The sequence below is a fragment of the Pseudomonas sp. MF08831 genome, from assembly GCF_059862645.1.
This window is the reverse complement of sequence record NZ_JCBCUX010000015.1, coordinates 152289-173277: the sequence shown is the minus strand read 5'-3', so window position 1 is coordinate 173277 and position 20989 is coordinate 152289. Positions and strand designations below refer to the sequence as shown.

Genomic DNA, 20989 nt, shown 5'->3' with positions numbered 1-20989 from the left:
GGGTGGTTCAGTGCGCGATGGCATTCAGCTCAGCCACAGTCTCATCGGTCAATACCAGTTCGCCCACCGCCAGGTTTTCATGCAAGTGCGCCACCGACGAGGTGCCGGGAATCAGCAAAATGTTCGGTGAGCGATGCAGCAGCCACGCCAGCGCCAGCTGCTTGGGCGTCACGCCCAGCCGCTGTGCAACACGCGTCAGTGTCGATGACTGCACCGGTGTGAAACCGCCCAGCGGGAAGAACGGCACGTAGGCAATGCCTTGCTGTGCCAACTCGTCGATCAGGGCGTTATCGTGCTGATGCGCGATGTTGTACAGGTTCTGCACGCACACGAACTTGACGATGTTGCGCGCCTCGGCCACCTGCGTCGGCGTCACGTTGCTGATGCCGATATGGCGCACCAGGCCTTGCTGTTGCAGTTCTGCCAGCGCAGTCAATGACGCTTCGTTCGAGCCCTCGCCGGGGCCCATCAGGTTGTGGGACGCGCGGAAATTGACCACGTCCAGTACATCCAGGCCCAGGTTGCGCAGGTTGTCATGCACGGCCTGTATCAGCGCTTCCCTCGAAGGCGCGGCATGCCAGCCACCTTCGCTGTCACGGCGGGCACCGATCTTGGTGACGAGGGTGAGGTCATCGCGGTAAGGGTGCAGCGCCTCGCGAATCAGCTGATTGGTGATATGCGGCCCGTAGAAGTCGCTGGTGTCGATGTGGTTCACGCCGGCTTCGACGGCCTCGCGCAGTACGGCCAGCGCGGCCGCTCGATCCTTGGGCGGGCCGAATACGCCGGGGCCTGCCAATTGCATCGCGCCGTAACCGATGCGGTTCACTTGGCGGTCGCCCAATGTGAAGGTGCCGCTGTTTGCCAAGCCCGTCATAGCCATCACCCTTGCTTCATCTGAGTAAGGCTCTAATATGAAGGATCCTTCAGATTTTGGAATTCGCATTCCATGAGCACCGTCAAAGCCACCTTAAAGCCAAGAAAATCAGCGGTTCAGGCGCGCTCAGTCGCCACCGTCGAGGCACTGCACACCGCAACGCTTCAGGTTTTGACCCAGCAGGGCTTGATCCGCTGCACCACCACCCGAGTGGCTGAGCGCGCTGGCATGTCGGTGGGCAGTCTCTACCAGTACTACCCCAACCGCGACGCGCTGCTTGCCGCCGTACTGCAAAAACACCTCGAGTGGGTGGCCGAAGCGGTTGAGTTGGCGTGCGACCGGCACCAAGGCAGGCCGGTGGCGGAAATGGCGTGCGGCCTGGTCAGCGCGTTGGTCACCGCCAAGTTGCGCGACCAGGGCGTTTCCAAGGCGTTGTATGCCATTGCGGGCGAGCGGGGCGGTGCCGAATTGGTCGCGCGCATCAACACGCGCATGGTGGCGGTGATCGCCGCCATGCTGGAGACGGCGCCGGATGCGCATTTTGAAGACCCGATCCTGACCGCCGGGATTTCCCTGAGCGCTATCGTCGGCCCGGTACGGACCCTGCTCGAAGGCAATGCATCGCCCGCGTTCGAAGCAGGACTTGAGCAGCAGACCACACTGCTGTTACGGGCCTATCTGCAAGCCCATCAGCACCCGATTTCAAGCAAGGAATAAAGCGAATGCGCGAGCGAAAGGCGTCACGATTGTTGGTTATAAACCCGGCGGATGAAGTGCTGCTGTTCAGGTTTGTGCATAAAGACGGCGCCCTGGCCGGTAGGGATTACTGGGCCACGCCCGGCGGCGGCGTCGAGGAGGGCGAAACCTTCCACGCGGCAGCTCTGCGCGAACTGCGCGAAGAGACAGGCATTGTGCTCAGCACTGTTGAAGCGCCAGTGGCACAAAGCAGCTTCGAATTGATGCTGCCCAGCGGTGAAACGGTATTGGCGATTGAGCACTACTTTATTGTTCACGTCGCGAGCGAGGCGCTTTCCAGGGCAGAGTGGACGCCGCAAGAGACGCAGGTGATGGCGGACCATCGCTGGTGGTCCGCTCAGGCGTTGCGATCGACCGAGGACACGGTATGGCCCCAGGGACTGATTGAAATGCTGGTCAACGCGGGCATTTTTGCCGCTTAAGCCGCGGCAAGGATATCGAGTGTGTCCATGACCCGGGCGTAGTCCATCGCCAGGTTACTCAGCGACAGCGCATGCACATCCTCGGCAGGCCAGAGCCGCCCCGACAAGTCGGTTTGATCAAACGTATAGCAAGCGTCTGCCGCCACGATCACGTCAAAACCCAGGTTGCCGGCGGACCGCGCCGTAGACTCGACGGAGTTGTTGGTGATCACGCCGACGATCACCAACTGCCTGATCGCGCGTATCTGCAGCCAGCGCTCCAGGCCGGTGACCGCGAACGCATCCGGCACGTTTTTCTCCAGCACGTGCTCATGCGTGAGCGGCGCCAGCGCTTCCTGGAATTCACAGCCCGGCTGGCCTGGCCAAAACACCGAGCCAGGCGTGCGCGACATATGCCGGACATGCACGACCGGGCGTTGTGACTGCCGCCAGGCGCCCAGAAGCTGCTGCATGTGCAACTCAGCCTCTGGATTGTTGCGGCGCCCAAGCTTGGGATGGTTCATGCCCTGTTGCATGTCGATGATTACCAATGCTGCGTTCGTCGCTAACGGTTCCATGGCACATCCTTTTGCTGATCTGGAGCGAACATACCAGCGATTGCAGGCACGCCAACAGGGATTTGTTCGAACCCGTCGCTGTTTGCCTTTACACTGCGGCCCCCAATTTCAGCAAGGATGCTCTGGATGCGCGCGCTACGTTGCGGTGTGATCCTTTCCATGACCCTCGCGTTGCCGGTCATGGCCGAACCACGCTCGTTCTCGGTCAATGACCCCAGCGGTAACTACCTGGTCGAAGTGCTATTCCCCGAAGTGCCCGAAGCGCTGGATCAACCGGCACCGGCACTGATCACCGTGCGCGACAAAAACACCCTCGAAGTCCTCCAGCAGTTGCAGACCCCGGCCGGAAACGTACCGCTGCGCAACGGCAAAACTGACCCGGATCATTTGGTTGGGCAGTACGGCTTGCTGTACTTTGCCGACATCAACGCTGATGGCCGCCAGGACCTGGCGATCCGCAATGGCAACGGCGCCGATGAAGGTTTCCAGTACAACTACGATGTGTACCTGCAAGACCCGCAGAAAACCCAATGGGTGCTGAATGAGCCGCTGACCGAGTTGGCTAACGCAACCTCCGGCGGGATGTTTTCGGTCAACGCGCAGGACGGCGTTATCCATTCGCAAACAGATCGTGGTTGCTGCTGGACGCGCTCGGCGCAGTGGCAAATGCGCGACGGTCAGTTGGTGCAGCTGAGTTCGTATACACAGGAAGAGGTCCCGCCCACCGAATTTGGCCAGAACTCCAGCATGCCCCGCGGCTATATGCTGCGTACCACCGGCGAATGGAAGGCCGGCCAATGGCTGGAAACCCCGAGGCTGGAGGGCCCCGTCAACGAAGATGCACGCCGGTTGGTCGGCACGCTCAACGGCAAGATCCCGGTCGAAATCTGGTACCAGGACCAGGGCGCGGTGGTGATTGGTGAGTTGCGATACACCAAGAGTGGCAGCGGTGCGCCGATCAAATTGATTGGTTCGAGAGCAGACTATGACGGTGAGCCTTTTCTCAACCTGCATGAATACACCGACGACGGCCATCAAACCGGCATCTGGCGGATCTCCACAGACTATGGCGGCACCTGGGTCAGCGGCGCCAGGGGCGACGACCGCGAATTGGCGATCCAATTGCACGATGAGTACCAGGAACCGGACTACACCAAACTCGACGAAGTCGCGCGTGACCAGCGCAGCGGCCACTACCAGATGCGCAGTGACTTCCTGGACCGCGACGGCGACCTCGACCTGAAAGTCCTGCCCGAGCGCGATGCCCAGGGCAGGGAACTGGCAGAAATCACCCTCACCCTGAAAGACACCGCGAGCGCCAAAGCGATCGCGACGGCGCACTATACGGTGCCGATGGAAACCGAAAACCTGATCATCGTGCGAGAGCCGCTGGCCTCGCAGCGCGTGGGCCCGTACCACATCCAACTGGTGAAAAACTTCGCGGTGATCGAACATAACTCGGCGCCGGACAGCCCGGACTACTTCACGGGCATGTACCGCAAACAGCCCTGATTCACCTGCCAGCCACGGACCTGAGAACTCATGCCTGTACACATTCGCCCGGCGCTTGCCGATGACGCGCCGCTATTGCCCAACGTTGAGCTGAGCGCCGCTCACGTATTCCGTCATATCGATGGCTTGAGCTGGCTGGCGGACACCCCCACGATGAGCGTTGAACGCCATCGCCAACTGATCGGACTATCGACCTGTTGGGTGGTCGTCGATGCTGACGCCCAGCCACAGGGTTTCCTCAGCGCAGAACGCCAGGGCGATGCTTTGCATATTCATGAAGTGTCCGTCGCGCAATCCATACAAGGCCAGGGATGGGGGCGCAAACTGGTGGAAACAGCGATGGACTGTGCGCGTTCCTATCCACTGCGTGCGGTGACACTGACGACGTTCAAGCATGTGCCGTGGAACGCGCCGTTTTACAGCCGCCTGGGTTTCCAGCAGCAAGGGGACAAGCGCCTGGCAGATATCCTGGCCGATGAGTACGCCCACGGCTTTGAAGCCGGTAGCCGGTGTGCAATGACGTGGTGGGTATCGCCCAGTAAGGGCGCCTGAAACGGCCCCCCACCAGTTGCACTCGCCGGCCGCCAATGTGCCGGTGGACCAACATGGCAAGACCGACAATGGGCTGCTTGGGCCGTTCAGCCTGCTGTATTTCGCCGACTTCGACCAGAACGGCCGCCAGGACCTGGCGATTCGCAATGGCAACGACCCCACCCAGCGCTACAAACCGATGTTCGATGTTTAGCTGCAAGACCCGCAAACCCAGCGTTGGGTAATCAACGCGCCCTTGACCAAGCTGGCCTGGGAGACCAGCAGCGGCATGTTCTCGCTCAGTCCCTCAGAGGGCATTTTGCTCTCCCAAGTGGACCGCGATTGTTGCTGGATCTGTTCTACCCGCTGGAAAATGCGCAACGGCGAGCTGGTACGGCTGGGCGCCTACACCCAGGAAGAAGTCCCGCCCACCGAGTTCGGCGGAAACTCCAGCATGCCGCGCGGCTACACGGGGCCAATGGAAACCGAGAACCTGATCATCGTGCGTGAGCCGTTGGCACCCCCTTCAAACGGCCCGTACCACATTCAACTGGTGAAAAATTTCGCGGTGATCGAGCACAACTCGGCGCCGGACAATGCCACGTTCTTCAACGGCATGTACCGCAAGCAACCCGCTCAACCCTGAGTGGGTCAGCGCAGCTTCTCGAGCATCTGGTAGTACCACATGCCCACCGCCAGCATCGGGTTGCCGAACACATTGCCCAGCGGCACCTTGATGTGTTTGCAGCCGGCAAACGTGTCGTACTTTTCCAGCGTGCCGGTCAGCGCTTCGGCCATGATCTCGCCCATGATGTGGCTGGTGGCGATGCCATGCCCCGAGTAGCCCTGGCAGTACCAGACATGCTCTGAGAGCTTGCCCAACTGCGGGATGCGATTGATCACAATGCCCATCGCACAACTCCACTGGAACTCGATGTCTACCCCCCTCAGCGCGGGAAACGTTCGCTCGATGCATGGGCGCAGCTCTGCGGCAATGTCGCGTGAGTCGCGCCCGGAATAGTTTGCGCCGCCACCGAACAGCAAGCGCCCATCGCCCGTCAGGCGGTAGTAGTCGAGCACGAACCGGCAGTCGTACACCGCCAGGTCCTGTGGGTTGATCTGCTGCGCCAGCGCGCCCAGCGGCGCGGTCGTGACAATGCCGCCCATGGCCGGGAAGATTTTACCCTTGAGCTGTTTGGGTTCGAGCCTGTGGTACACGTCGCCGGCCAGCAGCACCTGGCGCGCGTCGATGCGGCCAAGGGCGGTGATCACGGCAGGCCGGTCGCCATGCACGATTTCCAGCACCGCGGAATTCTCATAAATCAACGCGCCCAGGCTGTGCGCCGCGCGGGCTTCGCCCAGGCATAGGTTCAGTGGATGCACGTGCAGGTTGCGCGTGTTTTTCAGCGCACCGAGGTACAACGGGCTGTCCAGATGCTCACGCATAGCGGCCTGATCGAGCAGACTGACCTGATCGCCCATGCCGCGCCGTTGTGCCTGGTCGTGGAAAGCACGCAGTTCGCTCAGGTGCGAGGGCTTCATCGCCGCGTGCAAGTGGCCGTGCTTGAGGTCGCAGTCAATGGCGTACGTATTCACGCGTTGCTCGATGATCTCGTGACCACGCCAGCGCAAGTGCCAGATGAAGTCGTCCACCTACGTGCCCAGGCGGTTGCGCATTTGCTCGCGCATGGCCTCATCGCCCGACAGGCTGCCGGTGACTTGCCCACCATTGCGCCCGCTGGCGCCCCAGCCGATCCGGTTGGCTTCGACAACCGCGACCTTGAGCCCGCGTTCAGCCAGCTCGACGGCACTGGCAACGCCGGTGAAGCCGCCGCCGATAATCACCACGTCAACGCTGACCTGGCCTTGCAGGGTCGGGTACTGGGTAGCGTCGTTGAGGCTGGCGGTGTAATACGAAGCGCTGCGCTGGGCAGCACCGATGACAGGGCGCATGGCTGCGGTCATGGAATGATCCTTCTGAAAAATGAATGCCGGCGAGGCGTTTCGACTTGATCAGAGGCGTGCATCGGGCGGACGCGCATGACGGCAATGCCACAGCGCCCAGAAGGCCAGGATGATATTGAACAGCGGGTTTTCGCAGGGACGCGCACGCGCCTTCGGAAAGCAAGGGTGCAGGTGGCGAGGGAACACACGCAATAGCGAAATCATGGTTGCCGATGCTCCCACCACGCGCAGGTGCGTTAAATCGCCGTTTGTGTACCTTCAGTTATGGCTTCGTTAAACAATCGTCGCGGCGGCGCAACGCTCCCTCATACCACGCTTTGGCGATACAAGGTGCTGGTATGCCCTACGCCGGCGGCGTTCAAACGCGCCACCAGGTCCTCTCGAGCCGCACGCCCACCTGCACGCACATACTCAAGCTCCGACGCGGTAATCAACACCACCGGCACCAGTCGCACCGGCGATAGCGGCATGTCTTCAAGGCGGGTAGGGAAGTCTGGTTCGGGCCCACCGAGCAGCACACCGGCGGCGTCGTCTTCGGTGACGAACAGCGTGGGCACTTGATCGCTCATCTGATGTGACAGGCTGAACCCTGGCAGTTCCAAAGACAGTACGCCGTGATTGTCCAACTGGTGGGTAATGCCGCCCGCGTTAGCCACGGTCTTGGCGACGTGTTCGAGCAGCTCGAACGCCCAACTGCGACGCAAAGGGTCGACATCACCCGGCTCGCCACGGGCGTCGTCGGGGATATCCGGTGTTTCCAGGAACAATTCCATCTCAAACCCATTGCCCAGCCCTTCTGCATCGTCGAAGGGGTCGGACAGGCCTTCGGTGGCGAGGACGATGGATTCATCACGGCGCACCACGCGGTACGCCTGGCGGGTGGAGGGCCAATGAGGACCGCCGATAAAGCTTGGGCTGATCATGTACGTCAGCACGGCCTGTTCCACGCGACCCACGGTCTGCCAGTGACGGTCCAGGCAATCGCCGCTGGCAAGGCGCGCGGCGATATTGGCTGCATCTGCTGCTGTTTCAACCGGCTCAACAGGTTCAGTCGGCGCGGACAGGGCCGCTTCGGCGTCAGGTTTTTTGGCAATACCGAACAACTTCTTGAAGAAGTCCATGGGCATTCCTTTGCTGGAGATAAGTGCTTTACAGCAGATTCAGTGCGTTTACATAGGCGCGAAACATATCAGCCATTCCATCGGCGTAAACAGCTATTTCCGCCGCCGTACGTGGGCTGCCGGAAAAATCCTTACCCACCGAGCTGAGCGTGGTCAGGATCAAATCGCAGGCCAGTGCTCGGCGTTCAGCAGGCACATCGGGTAGCAATTCAAGCATGAACGTCTCAAAGGCGCGCTGACCTGCCGCGCGCACTTCCACGGCTTCGGGCGCATCGCGATACAGCGGCGCGGCGTCGTTCAGCGCTACGCGCATCTGCGCTTCCTCGCATTCGGAATGAATAAACGCATGCACCAGGGTGCGCAGGCGCTCAAGCGGCGCAACGTCGGTTTTATCCAGAATGTCGCGCAGCATCTGCGTGGTCTGCTGCCACTCATCGCTCTGCAGTCGGAACAGGATGGCCGCCTTGTTGGGGAAGTACTGGTACACCGAACCGACACTCACGCCGGCTTTTTCCGCCACGCGTGCGGTGGTGAAACGCGTGGCGCCTTCCTTGGCCAAAACCTGAATAGCTGCTTGCAGGATCGCCGCCACCAGCTCGGTGGAACGCGCCTGTTGTGGCTGTTTGCGTGAGGAAATACGGGCGGTCTGGCGGGTTGTCATCAAGGGCTCCAGCGGCGGGGCTAACGCGAATAGCGAATGCGACGAATCACTCGCATACTTTTAATGCGACGAATTAGTCGCATCTTAGTCCCAACCTCACGGAAATCAATCATGTCGACCCTGACCTCGGCGCCAATGGCGCCCTTGATCGAACGCCTGTACGCACAAGCCAATGCGGCCACCAGCCCTCTCATCAACAGCGTTTCGCGTGAAGAGCGCGACCGTCTGATGCACAGCAAAACCGACTACCTCGCGCTCTACACGATGCTCAAAGACCTGTGGCTGCCGGTCTCCCGCGACACCGGCACCTTGTTGTACCTGTTGGCGCGCAGCACTAAGGCGCGGGCCATCGTGGAGTTTGGGACGTCGTTTGGCCTTTCTACCTTGTTCCTGGCCGCCGCGTTGCGCGACAACGGTGGCGGCGTGCTGATTGGCAGTGAATTCGAGCCCTCGAAGATCGCCCTGGCACGCGAGCATTTCATTCAGGGCGGCGTCAGCGACCTGATCGAAATCCGTGAGGGCGACGCCTTGGTGACGTTGGCCACAGATCTGCCGGAAGCGGTCGATCTGCTGCTGCTCGATGGCGCCAAGAGCCTGTATGGCGACGTGCTGCACCGGGTGCAAAAACACCTGCGGCCCGGCGCGCTGGTGATAGCCGACAATACCGACTATTGCCCGCATTACCTGGCGCACGTGCGCGAGCCTGCGAACGGCTACCTGTCCGTGCCCTTTGCCGACGACATCGAACTCTCGATCCGCTTGCGCTAACAGGAGTCACCTCATGCATGTATTTGTCACGGGAGCCACCGGCTGGGTTGGCTGCGAAGTGGTCAAGGATCTGATCGGCGCCGGCTACCGGGTCACCGGTTTGGCCCGCAGCGATGAAAAGGCCCAGGCACTGGCGGCCACCGGCGCGAAAGTGCTGCGCGGCTGCCTGGATGACCTGGATGTTTTGCGCCGTGCGGCCTGGAGCGCAGATGCGGTCATCCATACCGCGTTCAATCATGACTTCACACGGTTCATCGAAAACTGCGCACAGGACCGTCGCGTGATCGAGGCGCTGGAAAGTGTGCTCAAAGGCTCGGATACGCCGCTGATCGTGACCTCGGGTTTGTCGGGCCTGGCGCGCGGCGCGCTCGAGAGTGACTTACCGAACGCTGGCGCCCCGCGCCAATCCGAGCCCGCGGCGCGCCGGTTGGCCGAGCGTGGCATACGGGCGGCAACCGTGCGACTGGCTCCGTCGGTGCACGGGGTAGGCGACCATGGTTTTCTGCCGATTTTGATTCGCCTGGCACGGCAGACGGGCGTGTCGGCCTATATCGGCGACGGCGAGAATTGCTGGTCGGGCGTGTACCGCACCGACGCGGCGCGGGTCTACCGCCTGGCGCTGGAGGAGGGCGTCGGCCAAGCCGTGTACCACGCGGTTGCGGACGAGGCCGTGCCCTTCAAAGCCATCGCCGAGGTCATCGGGCGCCGCCTGGGTGTGCCGGTGCAATCCCGGCCGCGTGAGCATTTTGGTTGGTTCGCGATGATGGCCGGGGCCGACATGGCCGTTTCCAGCGCGCGCACCCGCGACCTGCTGGGCTGGGTGCCCAGCGGCCCGGACTTGCTCACAGACCTTGATCAAGCCGACTACTTCACCCTCTGACGGAAGGTTTTCATGACTCAACCTGTCTTGCTGAAAATGCTGCCGATCACCCTGGCGGTGTTCGTCGGCTTCCTGATCATCGGCCTGCAGTTGCCGGTGCTGGCGCTGCACCTGAACCACACCTTGGGCATGAGCACCCTGGTGGTCGGCGTGGTGGTGGGCGCGCAATTCGTGGCGGCGTTGCTGTCACGGGCCTGGGCCGGCAATTTTGCCGACATGTGCGGGCCCAAGCGCGCGATGTTGATTGGCATGCTGGTGGCGGCCAGTTCCGGTGTGCTGTACCTGGCGTCGCTGGCGTTTGTCGACACACCGGCGCTGTCGGTGTGGGTTCTGCTCGCCGGGCGCGTGGTGCTGGCCGTGGGTGAAAGCCTGATCATCACCGGCTCGATGGGCTGGGGCATGGGCCTGGTCGGGCCGCAAAACGCCGGCAAGGTCATGGCCTGGATCGGCATTGCGATCTATGCCGCATTTGCGCTGGGTGCACCGTTGGGCGTGGCAATCAACAGCCAGTGGGGGTTCAGTGGAATCAGCATCGCGTCCCTGCTGTTGCCGCTGTGCGCGCTGGCCATCGTCGCGGGGGCCAAGGGTGTTGCGCCCACCAGCCAGCGGCGCACCTCGTTTTACAAAGTACTGGGCACAGTGTGGTTGCCGGGCCTGGGGCTGGCGTTTTCCAGCATCGGTTTTGGGCTGATCACAGCGTTTATCGCGCTGCTGTTTGCGTCCAAGGACTGGGGCAACGCGTCGTTCGCCTTCACCGCGTTTGGCCTTGCATTTATTGGCGCGCGAATCTTCTTCGGGCACCTGCCGGACAAGCTCGGTGGCGCAGTCGTCGCCTTGGTCTGTGTACTGATCGAAGCGGCGGGGCAGTTGTTGATCTGGGGCGCAGGCTCACCGCTGACGGCGTACGTGGGCGCAGCGCTGACCGGCTTCGGTTATTCGTTGGCGTTCCCGGGGTTTGGTGTCGAGGCGATCAAGCGTGCGCCCCCGCAAACGCGCGGGCTGGCCATGGGCGCCTATGTGGCCTTCCTCGATATTGCGTTAGGGATCACCACCCCGCTAGCCGGCGCTTTGGCCGGTGCTACCGACGTAGCGTCGGTGTACCTGGCAGGCGCCGTGGCGGTGACGATGTCGGTGGTGGTGGCGTGGCTGTTGTTAGCTAAACAGCCTGAACTCAGCGCTTGCTGAAGGCCAGGCGCGCGGCAAATACAACGAAGATCAGGCCCGTGGTGCGGTCCATCCACTGAATGACCTTTTCTCGGCGCAGGAAGCCGGACAGCGGCCGGGTGGCGCCAATCAACGCCAACGACCACGCCAGCCCCAACACCACGTGAATGCTCACCAGGCCGAACGTCCAGGCAATCAACGAATGGCCTTGGGGAATGAACTGCGGAAGGAACGACACGTAAAAAATCCCCACCTTAGGGTTCAGCACATTGCCCAGCATGCCCTTGAAAAACCAGTTGCCGCCGGGCCTGGCGTCAGCGTTGGCCGACGACAGTGAACGGCGCGGGCGCAGCAGCATGTTCACGCCCAACCAGGCCAGGTAAGCGGCGCCGCAATACTTGAGCAGGTTGAACGCCACCTCCGACACTGCAATCAACGTGCCCAGCCCAAAAGCCACCGCCGCGCCCCACACCAGGCAACCGGCGTTGATGCCGAGGGCAGCGTGCAGCGCCTGACGCTTGCCTTCTACCGTAGCGGTGCGCAGCACCAAGGCGGTGTCGAGCCCGGGCGTGAGCGTCAGCACAGTGGCGGCGAAGGTGAAGGCGAGGAGGTTGTCGGTGATGGGCATGGGCGCACAACTTCAACGAGAGGTTGGCTGGAACGTTAGCACCGATCGGCAGCCAATTCGGAAAACCCTGAGACTTCCCGGCGAAAATCTTCATAATGGCGGCCAATTTGTTTAGCTCGTTCTGGTGTGCCCGCATGGAAATTAAGGTCAACTTTCTCGACAACCTTCGGCTTGAAGCCAAGTTCGATGACTTCACGGTGATTGCCGACCAACCCATTCGCTATAAAGGCGATGGTTCGGCCCCGGGTCCGTTCGATTACTTCCTGGCTTCGTCGGCGTTGTGTGCGGCGTACTTTGTGAAGCTGTACTGCGAAACGCGCAATATCCCCACCGAAAATATTCGCCTGTCGCAAAACAACATCGTTGACCCGGAAAACCGCTACAACCAGATCTTCAAGATCCAGGTCGAGTTGCCGGCGGATATCTCCGACAAGGACCGCCAGGGCATTTTGCGCTCCATCGACCGTTGCACCGTCAAGAAAGTCGTGCAGGCAGGGCCCCAGTTTGTGATTGAAGAGGTGGACAACCTCGACGCCGATGCCCAGGCGTTGCTGATGCCTAATGCTGCTTCTGAAACGGGCACCTACATCGCTGGCAAGGACCTGCCGCTGGAGCAGACCATCGCCAACATGTCCGGCATCCTCGCGGGGCTGGGCATGAAGATTGAAATCGCCTCGTGGCGCAATATCGTGCCCAACGTCTGGTCGCTGCATATCCGCGATGCTCAGTCGCCGATGTGCTTCACCAACGGCAAGGGCGCGACCAAAGAGGGCGCACTGGCGTCGGCGTTGGGCGAGTTCATCGAGCGGCTCAACTGCAACTTCTTCTACAACGACCAGTTCTGGGGTGAGGAACTGGCCAACGCGCCGTTCGTGCACTACCCGGATGAGCGCTGGTTCCAGCCGGGCAGCAAAGACGAGCTGCCGCCTGAAATCCTCGACGCCTACTGCCTGAAAATCTACAACCGCGATGGCGAACTGCGCGGCTCGCACCTGTATGACACCAACTCGGGCAATGAAGAACGCGGCATTGTTTCGCTGCCGTTCGTGCGCCAGTCCGATGGCGAGGTGGTGTACTTCCCGTCCAACCTGATCGAAAACCTCTACCTCAGCAACGGCATGAGCGCCGGCAATACCCTGGCCGAAGCCCAGGTGCAGTGCCTGTCGGAGATTTTCGAGCGCGCGGTCAAGCGCGAAATCATCGAAGGCGAATTCGCCCTGCCGGACGTACCGGCTGAAGTGCTCGCCAAATACCCGGGAATTCTTGCCGGTATTCAAGGTCTGGAAGCCCAGGGCTTCCCGGTGCTGGTCAAGGACGCGTCCCTGGGCGGTGAATTCCCGGTGATGTGCGTGACCTTGATGAACCCGCGCACCGGCGGCGTATTCGCCTCGTTCGGCGCCCACCCAAGCCTGGAAGTGGCGCTGGAACGCAGCCTCACCGAATTGCTTCAGGGCCGCAGCTTCGAAGGCTTGAACGACCTGCCGCAGCCGACCTTTGAAGGCCACGCGGTGACCGAACCGAACAACTTCGTCGAGCATTTTATCGACTCCAGCGGCGTGGTCTCGTGGCGCTTCTTCAGTGCCCAGTCAGACTACGAGTTCGTTGAGTGGGATTTCTCGGGCCAGGGCGAAGACTCGAATGCCCAGGAAGCCGCGACCCTGTTTGGCATCCTCGAAGGCATGGGCAAAGAGTCCTACATGGCGGTGTACGAACACCTAGGCGCAACCGCCTGCCGCATCCTTGTACCGGACTACTCGGAAATTTACCCGGTGGATGACCTGATCTGGGACAACACCAACAAGGCGCTGTTTTTCCGGGCCGACATCCTCAACCTGCACAGCCTCAACGATGACGAGCTCAAAGCGCTGGCTGAGCGTCTGGTGGAAAGCGAGCTGGACGATTACACCGACATCACCACCTTGATCGGCATCGAGTTCGACGACAACACCGCGTGGGGCCAACTGACCATTCTGGAGTTGAAGCTGCTGATCTACCTCGCCTTGCAGCAATATGAGGAGGCGAAAGAGTGCGTGGAGATGTTCCTGCAGTACAACGACAACACTGCTGATCGCGGCCTGTTCTATCAGGCGGTGAACGCGGTGTTGGAGATGCACCTGGACGAGGACCTGGAACTCGCGGATTACGAGGCCAACTTCCGCCGCATGTTCGGCAATGAGCGCATGGACGCGGTGATCGGCTCGGTCAACGGCACGCTGCGTTTCTATGGCTTGACGCCGACCAGCATGAAGCTGGAAGGGCTGGATCGGCATTTGCGCTTGATCGACAGCTACAAAAAGCTGCACGCGGCGCGTGCGAATATCACCTCAGCCTGACGCGTAAACCCCTGTGGGAGCGGGCTTGCCCGCGATGCAGACACCTCGGTGTTTCAGGTGTACCGAGCTGATGCTTTCGCAGGCAAGCCAGCTCCCACCTTTGAGTGCGGCGACAATCAACATCATTCAGCCCGACGCTGAACCCCTGTGGGAGCGGGCTTGCCCGCGATGCAGACACCTCGGTGTTTCAGGTGTACCGAGGTGATGCTTTCGCAGGCAAGCCAGCTCCCACCTTTGAGTGTGGGGACAATCAACATCATTCAGCCCGACGCTGAACCCCTGTGGGAGCGGGCTTGCCCGCGATGCAGACACCTCGGTGTTTCAGGTGTACCGAGGTGATGCTTTCGCAGGCAAGCCAGCTCCCATCTTTGAGTGTGGGGACAATCAACATCATTTGAGCCCGACGCTAACCCTGTGGGAGCGGGCTTGCCCGCGATGCAGACACCTCGGTGTTTCAGGTGTACCGAGGTGATGCTTTCGCAGGCAAGCCAGCTCCCACCTTTGAGTGTGGGAACAATCAACATCATTTGAGCCCGACGCTGAACCCCTGTGGGAGCGGGCTTGCTCGCGAAGGCGGCGTATCAGTCACTGGATAGACAGACTGACCCACCACCTTCGCGAGCAAGCCCGCTCCCACAGTTGAGGCTTGATTGTTTGGGCGATTGGGTTAGATCAGGGCCAATGCCTGCGCCAGGTCGGCCCGCAGGTCCTCGACGTCTTCAACACCCACCGACAAACGCACCAAACCGTCGCCAATGCCCAGTTGCGCCCGCGTTGCTGCCGGGATGCTGGCGTGGGTCATGATCGCCGGGTGTTCGATCAGGCTTTCGACACCGCCCAGGCTTTCGGCCAAGGCAAAGATCTTCACGTTTTCCAGAAAGCGTGTGGCGCCGGCCAGGTCACTGTTCAAATCCACCGAAATCATCCCGCCAAACCCACGCATCTGCTTGCGTGCCAGTTCGTGCTGGGGATGCGAGGCCAGGCCTGGGTAATAAACCCGTGAGACTTGCGGCTGTTTTTCCAGCCAGGTGGCCAACTCCAGGGCATTGCTGCAATGGCGCTCCATGCGCAAAGCCAGGGTTTTCACGCCGCGCAGCGTCAGGAATGCATCGAACGGGCCGGCAATCGCGCCGACTGAGTTCTGCAGGAAGCCCAGGCGTTCGGCGAGCTCCGGGTTATGGCCGACAATGGCGATGCCGCCGATCACGTCGGAGTGGCCGTTGAGGTATTTGGTGGTGGAGTGCACCACGATGTCGAACCCCAGCTCCAGCGGGCGCTGGATCCATGGGCTGGCAAAGGTGTTGTCGGCTACGCAGATGATGCCGCGGTCGCGGCAGATTCGCGCGATTGCACTCAGGTCAGTGAGGCTGAGCAGCGGATTGCTCGGGGTCTCGACCCAGACCATGCGAGTGTCGTCCTGCAACGACGCCTCGAACGCCTGCAAGTCGCTCAAGTCGACAAAGCTGAACCGGTGCCCGGCGCTGCGCTGGCGCACCTTGTCGAACAGGCGGAAGGTGCCGCCGTACAGGTCGTTGCCGGAGACGATGTGCGCGCCGGCATCGAGCAGTTCCAGCACGGTGGAAATCGCCGCCAGCCCGGAGGCAAAGGCAAACGCCTGGCTGCCGCCTTCAAGGTCGGCCACGCAGCGCTCCAGGGCAAAGCGCGTGGGGTTGTGAGAACGACCATAGTCAAAGCCCTTGTGCACGCCGGGGCTGTCTTGCAGATACGTGGAGTTGGCATAGATCGGCGGCATCAGCGCTCCCGTGGTCGGGTCGGGTGATTGCCCGGCGTGGATCACGCGGGTGGCAAAGGCGCTTTTATCGGGCTGACTCATGCAAGGGATCTCCGTAGGTGATTAAGCAGGTCGACGCGGGTGATCAGGCCATAAAAACCTGAAGCGTCAGCAATGATGGCAACCAGGCCGCGATCAAGTTCCGCCTGCAGTTCGGCCAGGCTGGCACTCGGGGCCAGGGTTTGCAAGGTGTCGGTCATGGCGCTGGCAACGATCATGGAAAAGTCGGCGGCGTCATGGTGCAACCCCAGCAGGATGTCGGACTCGTCGATCACGCCAACCAGTTCGCGGCCTTCGACCAGCACCGGCAGTTGCGAGACATCGGCCAGGCGCATGCGCTGGAAGGCCGTGAGCAGGGTATCGTCGGGGCTCACGCTGATCACGCGACCGTCTTCGAAGCGGCGGGCGATCAGGTCGCGCAGGTCGCCGTAGTGTTTGTACTGGAGCAGGCCCGCGTCGTTCATCCATTGGTCGTTGTAAACCTTGGACAGGTACCGCGTGCCGGTGTCGCAGACGAAGGTGACCACGCGTTTGGGTTCGGTCTGCTCGCGGCAATAACGCAACGCAGCAGCGAGCAGGGTGCCGGTTGACGAGCCGCCGAGAATGCCTTCGGCCTTGAGCAGTTGGCGGGCGTGGTCGAAGCTTTCTTCATCGCTGATGGAATAGGCGTGGCGCACGCTGGAGAGGTCGGCGATAGAGGGGATGAAGTCTTCGCCGATGCCTTCCACGGCCCATGACCCCGGCGTTTCCATCCTGCCGCTGCGGCTGTATTCAGCCATCACCGAACCCGCCGGATCCGCCAGCACCATGGCCAATTCCGGCTGTACGCGTTTGAAGAAACGCGTCAGGCCGGTGAGGGTGCCGGCCGAGCCGACGCCCACCACGATCGCATCCACGTCGTGCTGGGTTTGCGCCCAGATTTCCGGCGCGGTGCTGGTTTCGTGAGCCAGCGGGTTGGCCGGGTTGTTGAACTGATCGGCAAAAAATGAACCGGGAATGTCCTTGGCCAGGCGCGCAGCCACGTCCTGGTAATACTCGGGATGGCCCTTGCCGACGTCGGAGCGGGTGATATGCACCTCGGCGCCCATGGCCTTCAAGTGCAGGACTTTTTCGGTGGACATCTTGTCGGGCACCACCAGCACCACGCGGTAGCCCTTGGCCCGGCCGACCAGCGCAAGCCCCAGGCCGGTGTTGCCGGCGGTGGCTTCGATGATGGTGCCGCCGGGGCGCAGGCGGCCGTCGCGTTCGGCGGCGTCAATCATGGCCAGGCCGATGCGGTCTTTGATGGAGCCACCGGGGTTTTGGCATTCAAGCTTGAGGAACAGCGTGCACAGGCCGGTATCAAATCGGCTGACCTTGACCAGCGGCGTGTTGCCGATCAATTCGAGTACGGCAGGGCGGGAAAGCGTGGGCATGTCGTCACCTGGTACGGAAGAGGCGTAGGGGGAGGGACAGCAAAAATGCAAAGCATGGCTTGGAACATAGGCCGGGATCGCGCCGGTCGCAACCGGGCGGTCCGTTGGATGTCTTTTTTTGGCGCATGAGCGCGTGTTGACGCTTAAACGCCGCGCATCGAAACCTGCTGCAACCGCTCTATAACGCCAGTGCTGGCTGTTTGCATCGGCGCGCGCAGCTCACTGGCGATCAAACCTTGCATCGCCAGCGCCGCCTTTACCGGCGCGGGGTTGGGCTCCATGAACAGGGTGTTGATCAGGGGCATCAACCTGAAAAAAGTCGCCCTGGCCTCGCTGAGCTGGTTGTCGCGTACCTGCTGGTACAGCGCCACAAAGTCCTCGGTGTGCACATGGGCCGAGGCTGCAATCGCACCAGTGGCGCCCAGGCACAGCGCGTTGAAGATTTGAAGATCCTCGCCACACAACACCTCCACGTCGCCGCGGGCGAGCAGCGCCAAGGTAGTCGCCAGGTTGCCGCCGCAGTCTTTGATCGCGACGATTCGCGTGTGCTTGACGATGTTCAGCAAAGTGGCCTGTTCGAAGGTCACGCCGGTACGGTAGGGAATGTCATAGAGAATGACCGGCACACTGGAGGCGTCGGCCACCGTGCGGAAAAACGCTTCGAGGCCGGCCTGGGAGGGGCGGATATAGCTGGGCGCCGGCACCAGCAAGCCGGCCACCGCGCGTTTGAGGATTTCGCTCTGGAACTGCAGCAGTTCAGGCTGGTTGTTGCCTGCCAGGCCCATCACCACGCGCTGCGCCGGCACGAGTTGCAGCACCGCATCCAGCACGGCCAGTTGTTCCTCACGGCTCAGTGACGCCGCTTCTCCGGTGGTGGTGCAGACCATGATGCCGGCCACGTGCTTTTCCAGCAGGTGGCTGACCATCCGGCGCAGGCCGATGAAGTCGATGGCGCCGTCATGAAACGGCGTGACCACGGGAACCCAGATACCTTGAAACGATGACATGCACTTTCTCCTGATGGTTGACCGCTGGAGTCACCGTCAGAAGGGCAGAGGGGGATTGTGCAAAGGGAGGGAGGTCCGTCGCGCTCAATGTCCTGTCAGCTCATCTGACGGGACAGCGCGCCCCGGTCACATGAGCGACTGTTTCTTCGATTTGAGGGCGTGCGCCACGCAACCTTGCGCCTTGGCAATCAAGTCAACGGCACAAAGGTTAACGAAAGACGATGCAGACATGCGCTGACACACCCTGAATAAGGCCTCCATCTTCAGCGGATGTGACGGAATGTGTCAACCCCGCTTTAACTGCTCACGGACAAATTCTGCGACCTCGTTGGCCAGCTCCGCGTCTTCCGGCGCGCCCATGAAACCGCCGTGCGGCATGGCTTCGAACACATGCAACTGCGCCGTTACCCGCGCCTGGCGCAAGGCGCGGTGCAGGCGCACGGTGTTGGACAGAAACAGATCACGGGTGCCGCTTTGCAGAAAAGTTGGCGGGAAACCCTGGGTGAAATCGCCAAATAGCGGTGACAGGTACGGGTGAGACAAGTCCGCACCGTTGGCATACAACAGATTGACGTTCATCAACGGGTTGGGCAGCACCACGTCGACGGTGCGGTTGATCTGGAAGCTGTCGCCGGACTCGGTGAGGTCGACTTCCGGCGACAGCAACACCAGCCCAGCGGGCAATGGCAAACCTTCGTCACGCGCACGCAACACCATGGCCGCCGCAAGGTTGCCGCCCGCTGAGCGGCCACCGATCACGATCTGTTGCGGCGCGTGATGCTTGAGAACGTGCCGATAGACAGCCAGGCAGTCATCCAGCGCTGCGGGGTAGGGATGGTCGGGTGGCATGCGGTAGTCCACGCCATAGCAGATCACGTCGTGCAGATCGGCTTGTCTGCCGGCCGCGAGGCGGCAGTTTTCGCCGCCGCCGAACACCAGCGCGCCCCCGTGCAGGTCGATGTAGGCAAAAGGCGTGGCAGACGCTGGTGTGGCGACATGCACGCTGGCGTTTTCAACCCTGATGGTGTGCAGGCTGGCCCGCAGCGACGCCGCTTGCCCCGCGTTGGCGCTGGTGTAGTTCTGAGCCACGGCAGCCTGCAGGCGGCGCCAGCCGTCATGGTCCTCGGGCGCGGGCATCGCGTGTAGCGCGTTGAGGGGCACACCGTCAGCCCCGACCAGGCGTTGCAGTGTGGCCTGGGCTTGAGGGCTGATTGATTGCGGCACTGGGATCGTGCGAGGGTCAAGTTTGACGCCGTGGTTCATGGGCTTGCAGCTCGCATTCGACGACTTTGGGGGGGGCAGGATGCCAGAACGTGGGCCGGTGTGGCGAGCGGGCTTGCCCCGCGTTGGGCGGCGCAGCAGGCCCAGAACCTGCTGATGGGATCTGTCAGTTATACCGGGGCGTTTGAGTTGGGAGCGCTTCGCACTCCAACGCGGGGCAAGCCCGCTCGCCACAGTAAGCCCGCTCGCCAGGACAAGCCCGTTTGCTACACGAGTCAGCGCCCGGCCACTGCAGCCTCAATGGCGGCCACATCGATTTTGGTCATGGTCATCATCGCGTCAAAGGCGCGCTTGGCGATCACCGGGTCGGGGTGGGTCACTGCGTCGGTCAACACGCGCGGGGATATCTGCCACGACAGCCCCCACTTGTCCTTGCACCAGCCGCATGCGCTGGCCTGGCCACCGTTATCGATGATTGCGTGCCAATAACGGTCGGTTTCGGCTTGATCGTCCGTCGCCACCTGGAAGGAGAACGCCTCTGTGTGTGGGAATGCCGGGCCGCCATTCAGCCCCAGGCAGGGAATGCCCAGGACGGTGAACTCGACGGTCAACACGTCGCCTTGCTTGCCTGCCGGGTAGTCGCCTGGGGCGTGATGCACGGCCTTGACGGCGCTGTCCGGAAAGAGGGAGGCATAGAAGGTCGCGGCTTCCAGGGCGGTGCCGTTGTACCAGAGGCACAGGGTATTTTTGTGGGTCATTTCAGGGCTCCACGTATCAAGGGTGCGTGGAGTTTAGATGAGGGCTGAAGCGAGCCCGGCAGAACTGCCGGGCGGTGCTGTTACAGAATGCTGTAGTCCCTGACCACGCCATTGTTGAGGTGGATGTTCAGGCGGCGGCTCTGTTGCTGCGGTGCAAGGTTGTCGATGGCTGTGCGCCGGGTGTCGAGGGCGTTGTCGTAGGTATTGCCGGGGATACGGTTGGAGACCAGCCCGAGCAAGTGGCGCATGGATGCGTTCTGGGTGGTGGAGGGCGCGTAGTTCCAGGTTTCGGTGCCGTCGGATGAAATCGACTGATCCTGCGGTTCGCCATACAGGGCTTTGAGCTGTTGGGAGGTGGTCTTGCCAGAAATGATGTGCGTCCTGACATACGTGGTATCGAACAGCGAAATATCCGGCCCGGCTTTGCCCTGGATACCCGGCAATGACAGGTTGTTCAAGCTGCTGAGCCCGTTGACGCCATTGGCGCAACCCGTCAGCAAGAGGGCGGTGGCAAGCGTTGCGATAACAGTACGACGGGCCATGATTTTCTCCGTTTAGTCAGGGCTTTTGAACGTCGGCCAATGATAAAACGGTGAAAAACACGCGGAGAAAATCTTCCTGTCC

The 20989-nt window shown here is 61.6% G+C and carries 21 protein-coding genes and 1 pseudogene; 10 read left to right on the top strand and 12 right to left on the bottom strand.

Going from position 1 to position 20989, the window contains the following annotated elements:
• Positions 1-7: 7 nt before the first annotated feature.
• Positions 8-874, bottom strand: a complete 867-nt coding sequence (locus tag AC19YS_RS26330) for an aldo/keto reductase family oxidoreductase (RefSeq protein WP_500603002.1) — start codon at positions 872-874, stop codon at positions 8-10.
• Positions 875-946: 72 nt separating this feature from the next.
• Between AC19YS_RS26330 and AC19YS_RS26325 the strand changes: the two genes are divergently transcribed.
• Entirely contained in the window at positions 947-1591 is a 645-nt protein-coding gene (locus AC19YS_RS26325; protein WP_106579019.1) for a TetR/AcrR family transcriptional regulator, read from the top strand.
• Positions 1592-1596: 5 nt separating this feature from the next.
• Positions 1597-2052 carry an NUDIX hydrolase gene (locus tag AC19YS_RS26320; protein ID WP_106579020.1) on the top strand — a complete coding sequence of 152 codons (456 nt, stop codon included), beginning with the start codon at positions 1597-1599 and terminating at the stop codon, positions 2050-2052.
• On the opposite strand, the gene AC19YS_RS26315 is transcribed toward AC19YS_RS26320, so the two are convergent.
• Positions 2049-2609, bottom strand: a complete 561-nt coding sequence (locus tag AC19YS_RS26315) for a cysteine hydrolase family protein (RefSeq protein WP_500603001.1) — start codon at positions 2607-2609, stop codon at positions 2049-2051. The genes AC19YS_RS26320 and AC19YS_RS26315 overlap by 4 nt on opposite strands.
• A gap of 126 nt (positions 2610-2735) precedes the next feature.
• Between AC19YS_RS26315 and AC19YS_RS26310 the strand changes: the two genes are divergently transcribed.
• The 4 genes from AC19YS_RS26310 to AC19YS_RS26295 all read left to right on the top strand — a co-directional run bounded on the left by AC19YS_RS26310 (position 2736) and on the right by AC19YS_RS26295 (position 5298).
• A complete protein-coding gene (locus AC19YS_RS26310) occupies positions 2736-4121 on the top strand; it encodes an XAC2610-related protein (RefSeq protein ID WP_500603000.1) in 1386 nt (461 codons plus the stop codon).
• A 30-nt stretch (positions 4122-4151) separates the two neighbouring features.
• Complete coding sequence (locus tag AC19YS_RS26305; RefSeq protein WP_500602999.1) at positions 4152-4673, top strand: GNAT family N-acetyltransferase; 522 nt, start codon at positions 4152-4154, stop codon at positions 4671-4673.
• A gap of 16 nt (positions 4674-4689) precedes the next feature.
• Positions 4690-4866 (top strand): hypothetical protein, encoded by a 177-nt coding sequence (locus AC19YS_RS26300; protein WP_500602998.1) that lies wholly within the window; start codon positions 4690-4692, stop codon positions 4864-4866.
• Between the two features lie 75 nt (positions 4867-4941).
• Positions 4942-5298, top strand: coding sequence for a hypothetical protein (locus tag AC19YS_RS26295; protein ID WP_500602997.1), 357 nt, complete (start codon positions 4942-4944; stop codon positions 5296-5298).
• Positions 5299-5303: 5 nt separating this feature from the next.
• Here the strand turns inward: AC19YS_RS26295 and AC19YS_RS26290 are convergent.
• The 3 genes and pseudogenes from AC19YS_RS26290 to AC19YS_RS26280 form a co-directional block, all read right to left on the bottom strand.
• Positions 5304-6617, bottom strand: a pseudogene (locus tag AC19YS_RS26290) (NAD(P)/FAD-dependent oxidoreductase).
• Positions 6618-6922: 305 nt separating this feature from the next.
• Complete coding sequence (locus AC19YS_RS26285) at positions 6923-7738, bottom strand: suppressor of fused domain protein (protein ID WP_500602996.1); 816 nt, start codon at positions 7736-7738, stop codon at positions 6923-6925.
• Between the two features lie 28 nt (positions 7739-7766).
• On the bottom strand, positions 7767-8399 hold the full coding sequence (locus AC19YS_RS26280) for a TetR/AcrR family transcriptional regulator (RefSeq protein WP_124417641.1): 633 nt from the start codon (positions 8397-8399) through the stop codon (positions 7767-7769).
• A gap of 111 nt (positions 8400-8510) precedes the next feature.
• On the opposite strand from AC19YS_RS26280, the gene AC19YS_RS26275 reads away from it, so the two are divergent.
• From AC19YS_RS26275 to AC19YS_RS26265, 3 genes are read left to right on the top strand one after another with little or no spacing between them, the layout of a single operon-like run.
• Complete coding sequence (locus AC19YS_RS26275; protein WP_169366890.1) at positions 8511-9167, top strand: O-methyltransferase; 657 nt, start codon at positions 8511-8513, stop codon at positions 9165-9167.
• Positions 9168-9180: 13 nt separating this feature from the next.
• The gene (locus AC19YS_RS26270) at positions 9181-10047 is read left to right on the top strand and encodes an SDR family oxidoreductase (protein ID WP_500602995.1); all 867 of its coding nucleotides are present in this window, start codon (positions 9181-9183) and stop codon (positions 10045-10047) included.
• A gap of 12 nt (positions 10048-10059) precedes the next feature.
• Complete coding sequence (locus tag AC19YS_RS26265) at positions 10060-11232, top strand: arabinose transporter (protein WP_500602993.1); 1173 nt, start codon at positions 10060-10062, stop codon at positions 11230-11232.
• Here AC19YS_RS26265 and AC19YS_RS26260 read toward each other — a convergent pair.
• The gene (locus AC19YS_RS26260) at positions 11219-11839 is read right to left on the bottom strand and encodes a LysE family translocator (protein ID WP_500602992.1); all 621 of its coding nucleotides are present in this window, start codon (positions 11837-11839) and stop codon (positions 11219-11221) included. The genes AC19YS_RS26265 and AC19YS_RS26260 overlap by 14 nt on opposite strands.
• Before the next feature lie 134 nt (positions 11840-11973).
• Between AC19YS_RS26260 and AC19YS_RS26255 the strand changes: the two genes are divergently transcribed.
• Entirely contained in the window at positions 11974-14172 is a 2199-nt protein-coding gene (locus AC19YS_RS26255; RefSeq protein WP_200625595.1) for an OsmC domain/YcaO domain-containing protein, read from the top strand.
• A 667-nt stretch (positions 14173-14839) separates the two neighbouring features.
• Here AC19YS_RS26255 and AC19YS_RS26250 read toward each other — a convergent pair.
• From AC19YS_RS26250 to AC19YS_RS26225, 6 genes are all read right to left on the bottom strand, one after another.
• Entirely contained in the window at positions 14840-16006 is a 1167-nt protein-coding gene (locus AC19YS_RS26250; RefSeq protein ID WP_169366885.1) for a cystathionine gamma-synthase, read from the bottom strand.
• Entirely contained in the window at positions 16003-17379 is a 1377-nt protein-coding gene (locus AC19YS_RS26245; RefSeq protein WP_500602991.1) for a pyridoxal-phosphate dependent enzyme, read from the bottom strand. The genes AC19YS_RS26250 and AC19YS_RS26245 overlap by 4 nt, the downstream gene beginning before the upstream one ends.
• Before the next feature lie 143 nt (positions 17380-17522).
• Positions 17523-18386: a 4-hydroxy-tetrahydrodipicolinate synthase gene (dapA, locus tag AC19YS_RS26240; protein ID WP_500602990.1), complete on the bottom strand. Its 864-nt coding sequence runs from the start codon at positions 18384-18386 to the stop codon at positions 17523-17525.
• 285 nt (positions 18387-18671) lie between these two features.
• Positions 18672-19649 (bottom strand): alpha/beta hydrolase, encoded by a 978-nt coding sequence (locus AC19YS_RS26235; RefSeq protein WP_500602989.1) that lies wholly within the window; start codon positions 19647-19649, stop codon positions 18672-18674.
• A gap of 233 nt (positions 19650-19882) precedes the next feature.
• Positions 19883-20365 (bottom strand): VOC family protein, encoded by a 483-nt coding sequence (locus tag AC19YS_RS26230; RefSeq protein WP_119740095.1) that lies wholly within the window; start codon positions 20363-20365, stop codon positions 19883-19885.
• 80 nt (positions 20366-20445) lie between these two features.
• Complete coding sequence (locus AC19YS_RS26225) at positions 20446-20907, bottom strand: hypothetical protein (protein ID WP_106579039.1); 462 nt, start codon at positions 20905-20907, stop codon at positions 20446-20448.
• Positions 20908-20989: the final 82 nt, after the last annotated feature.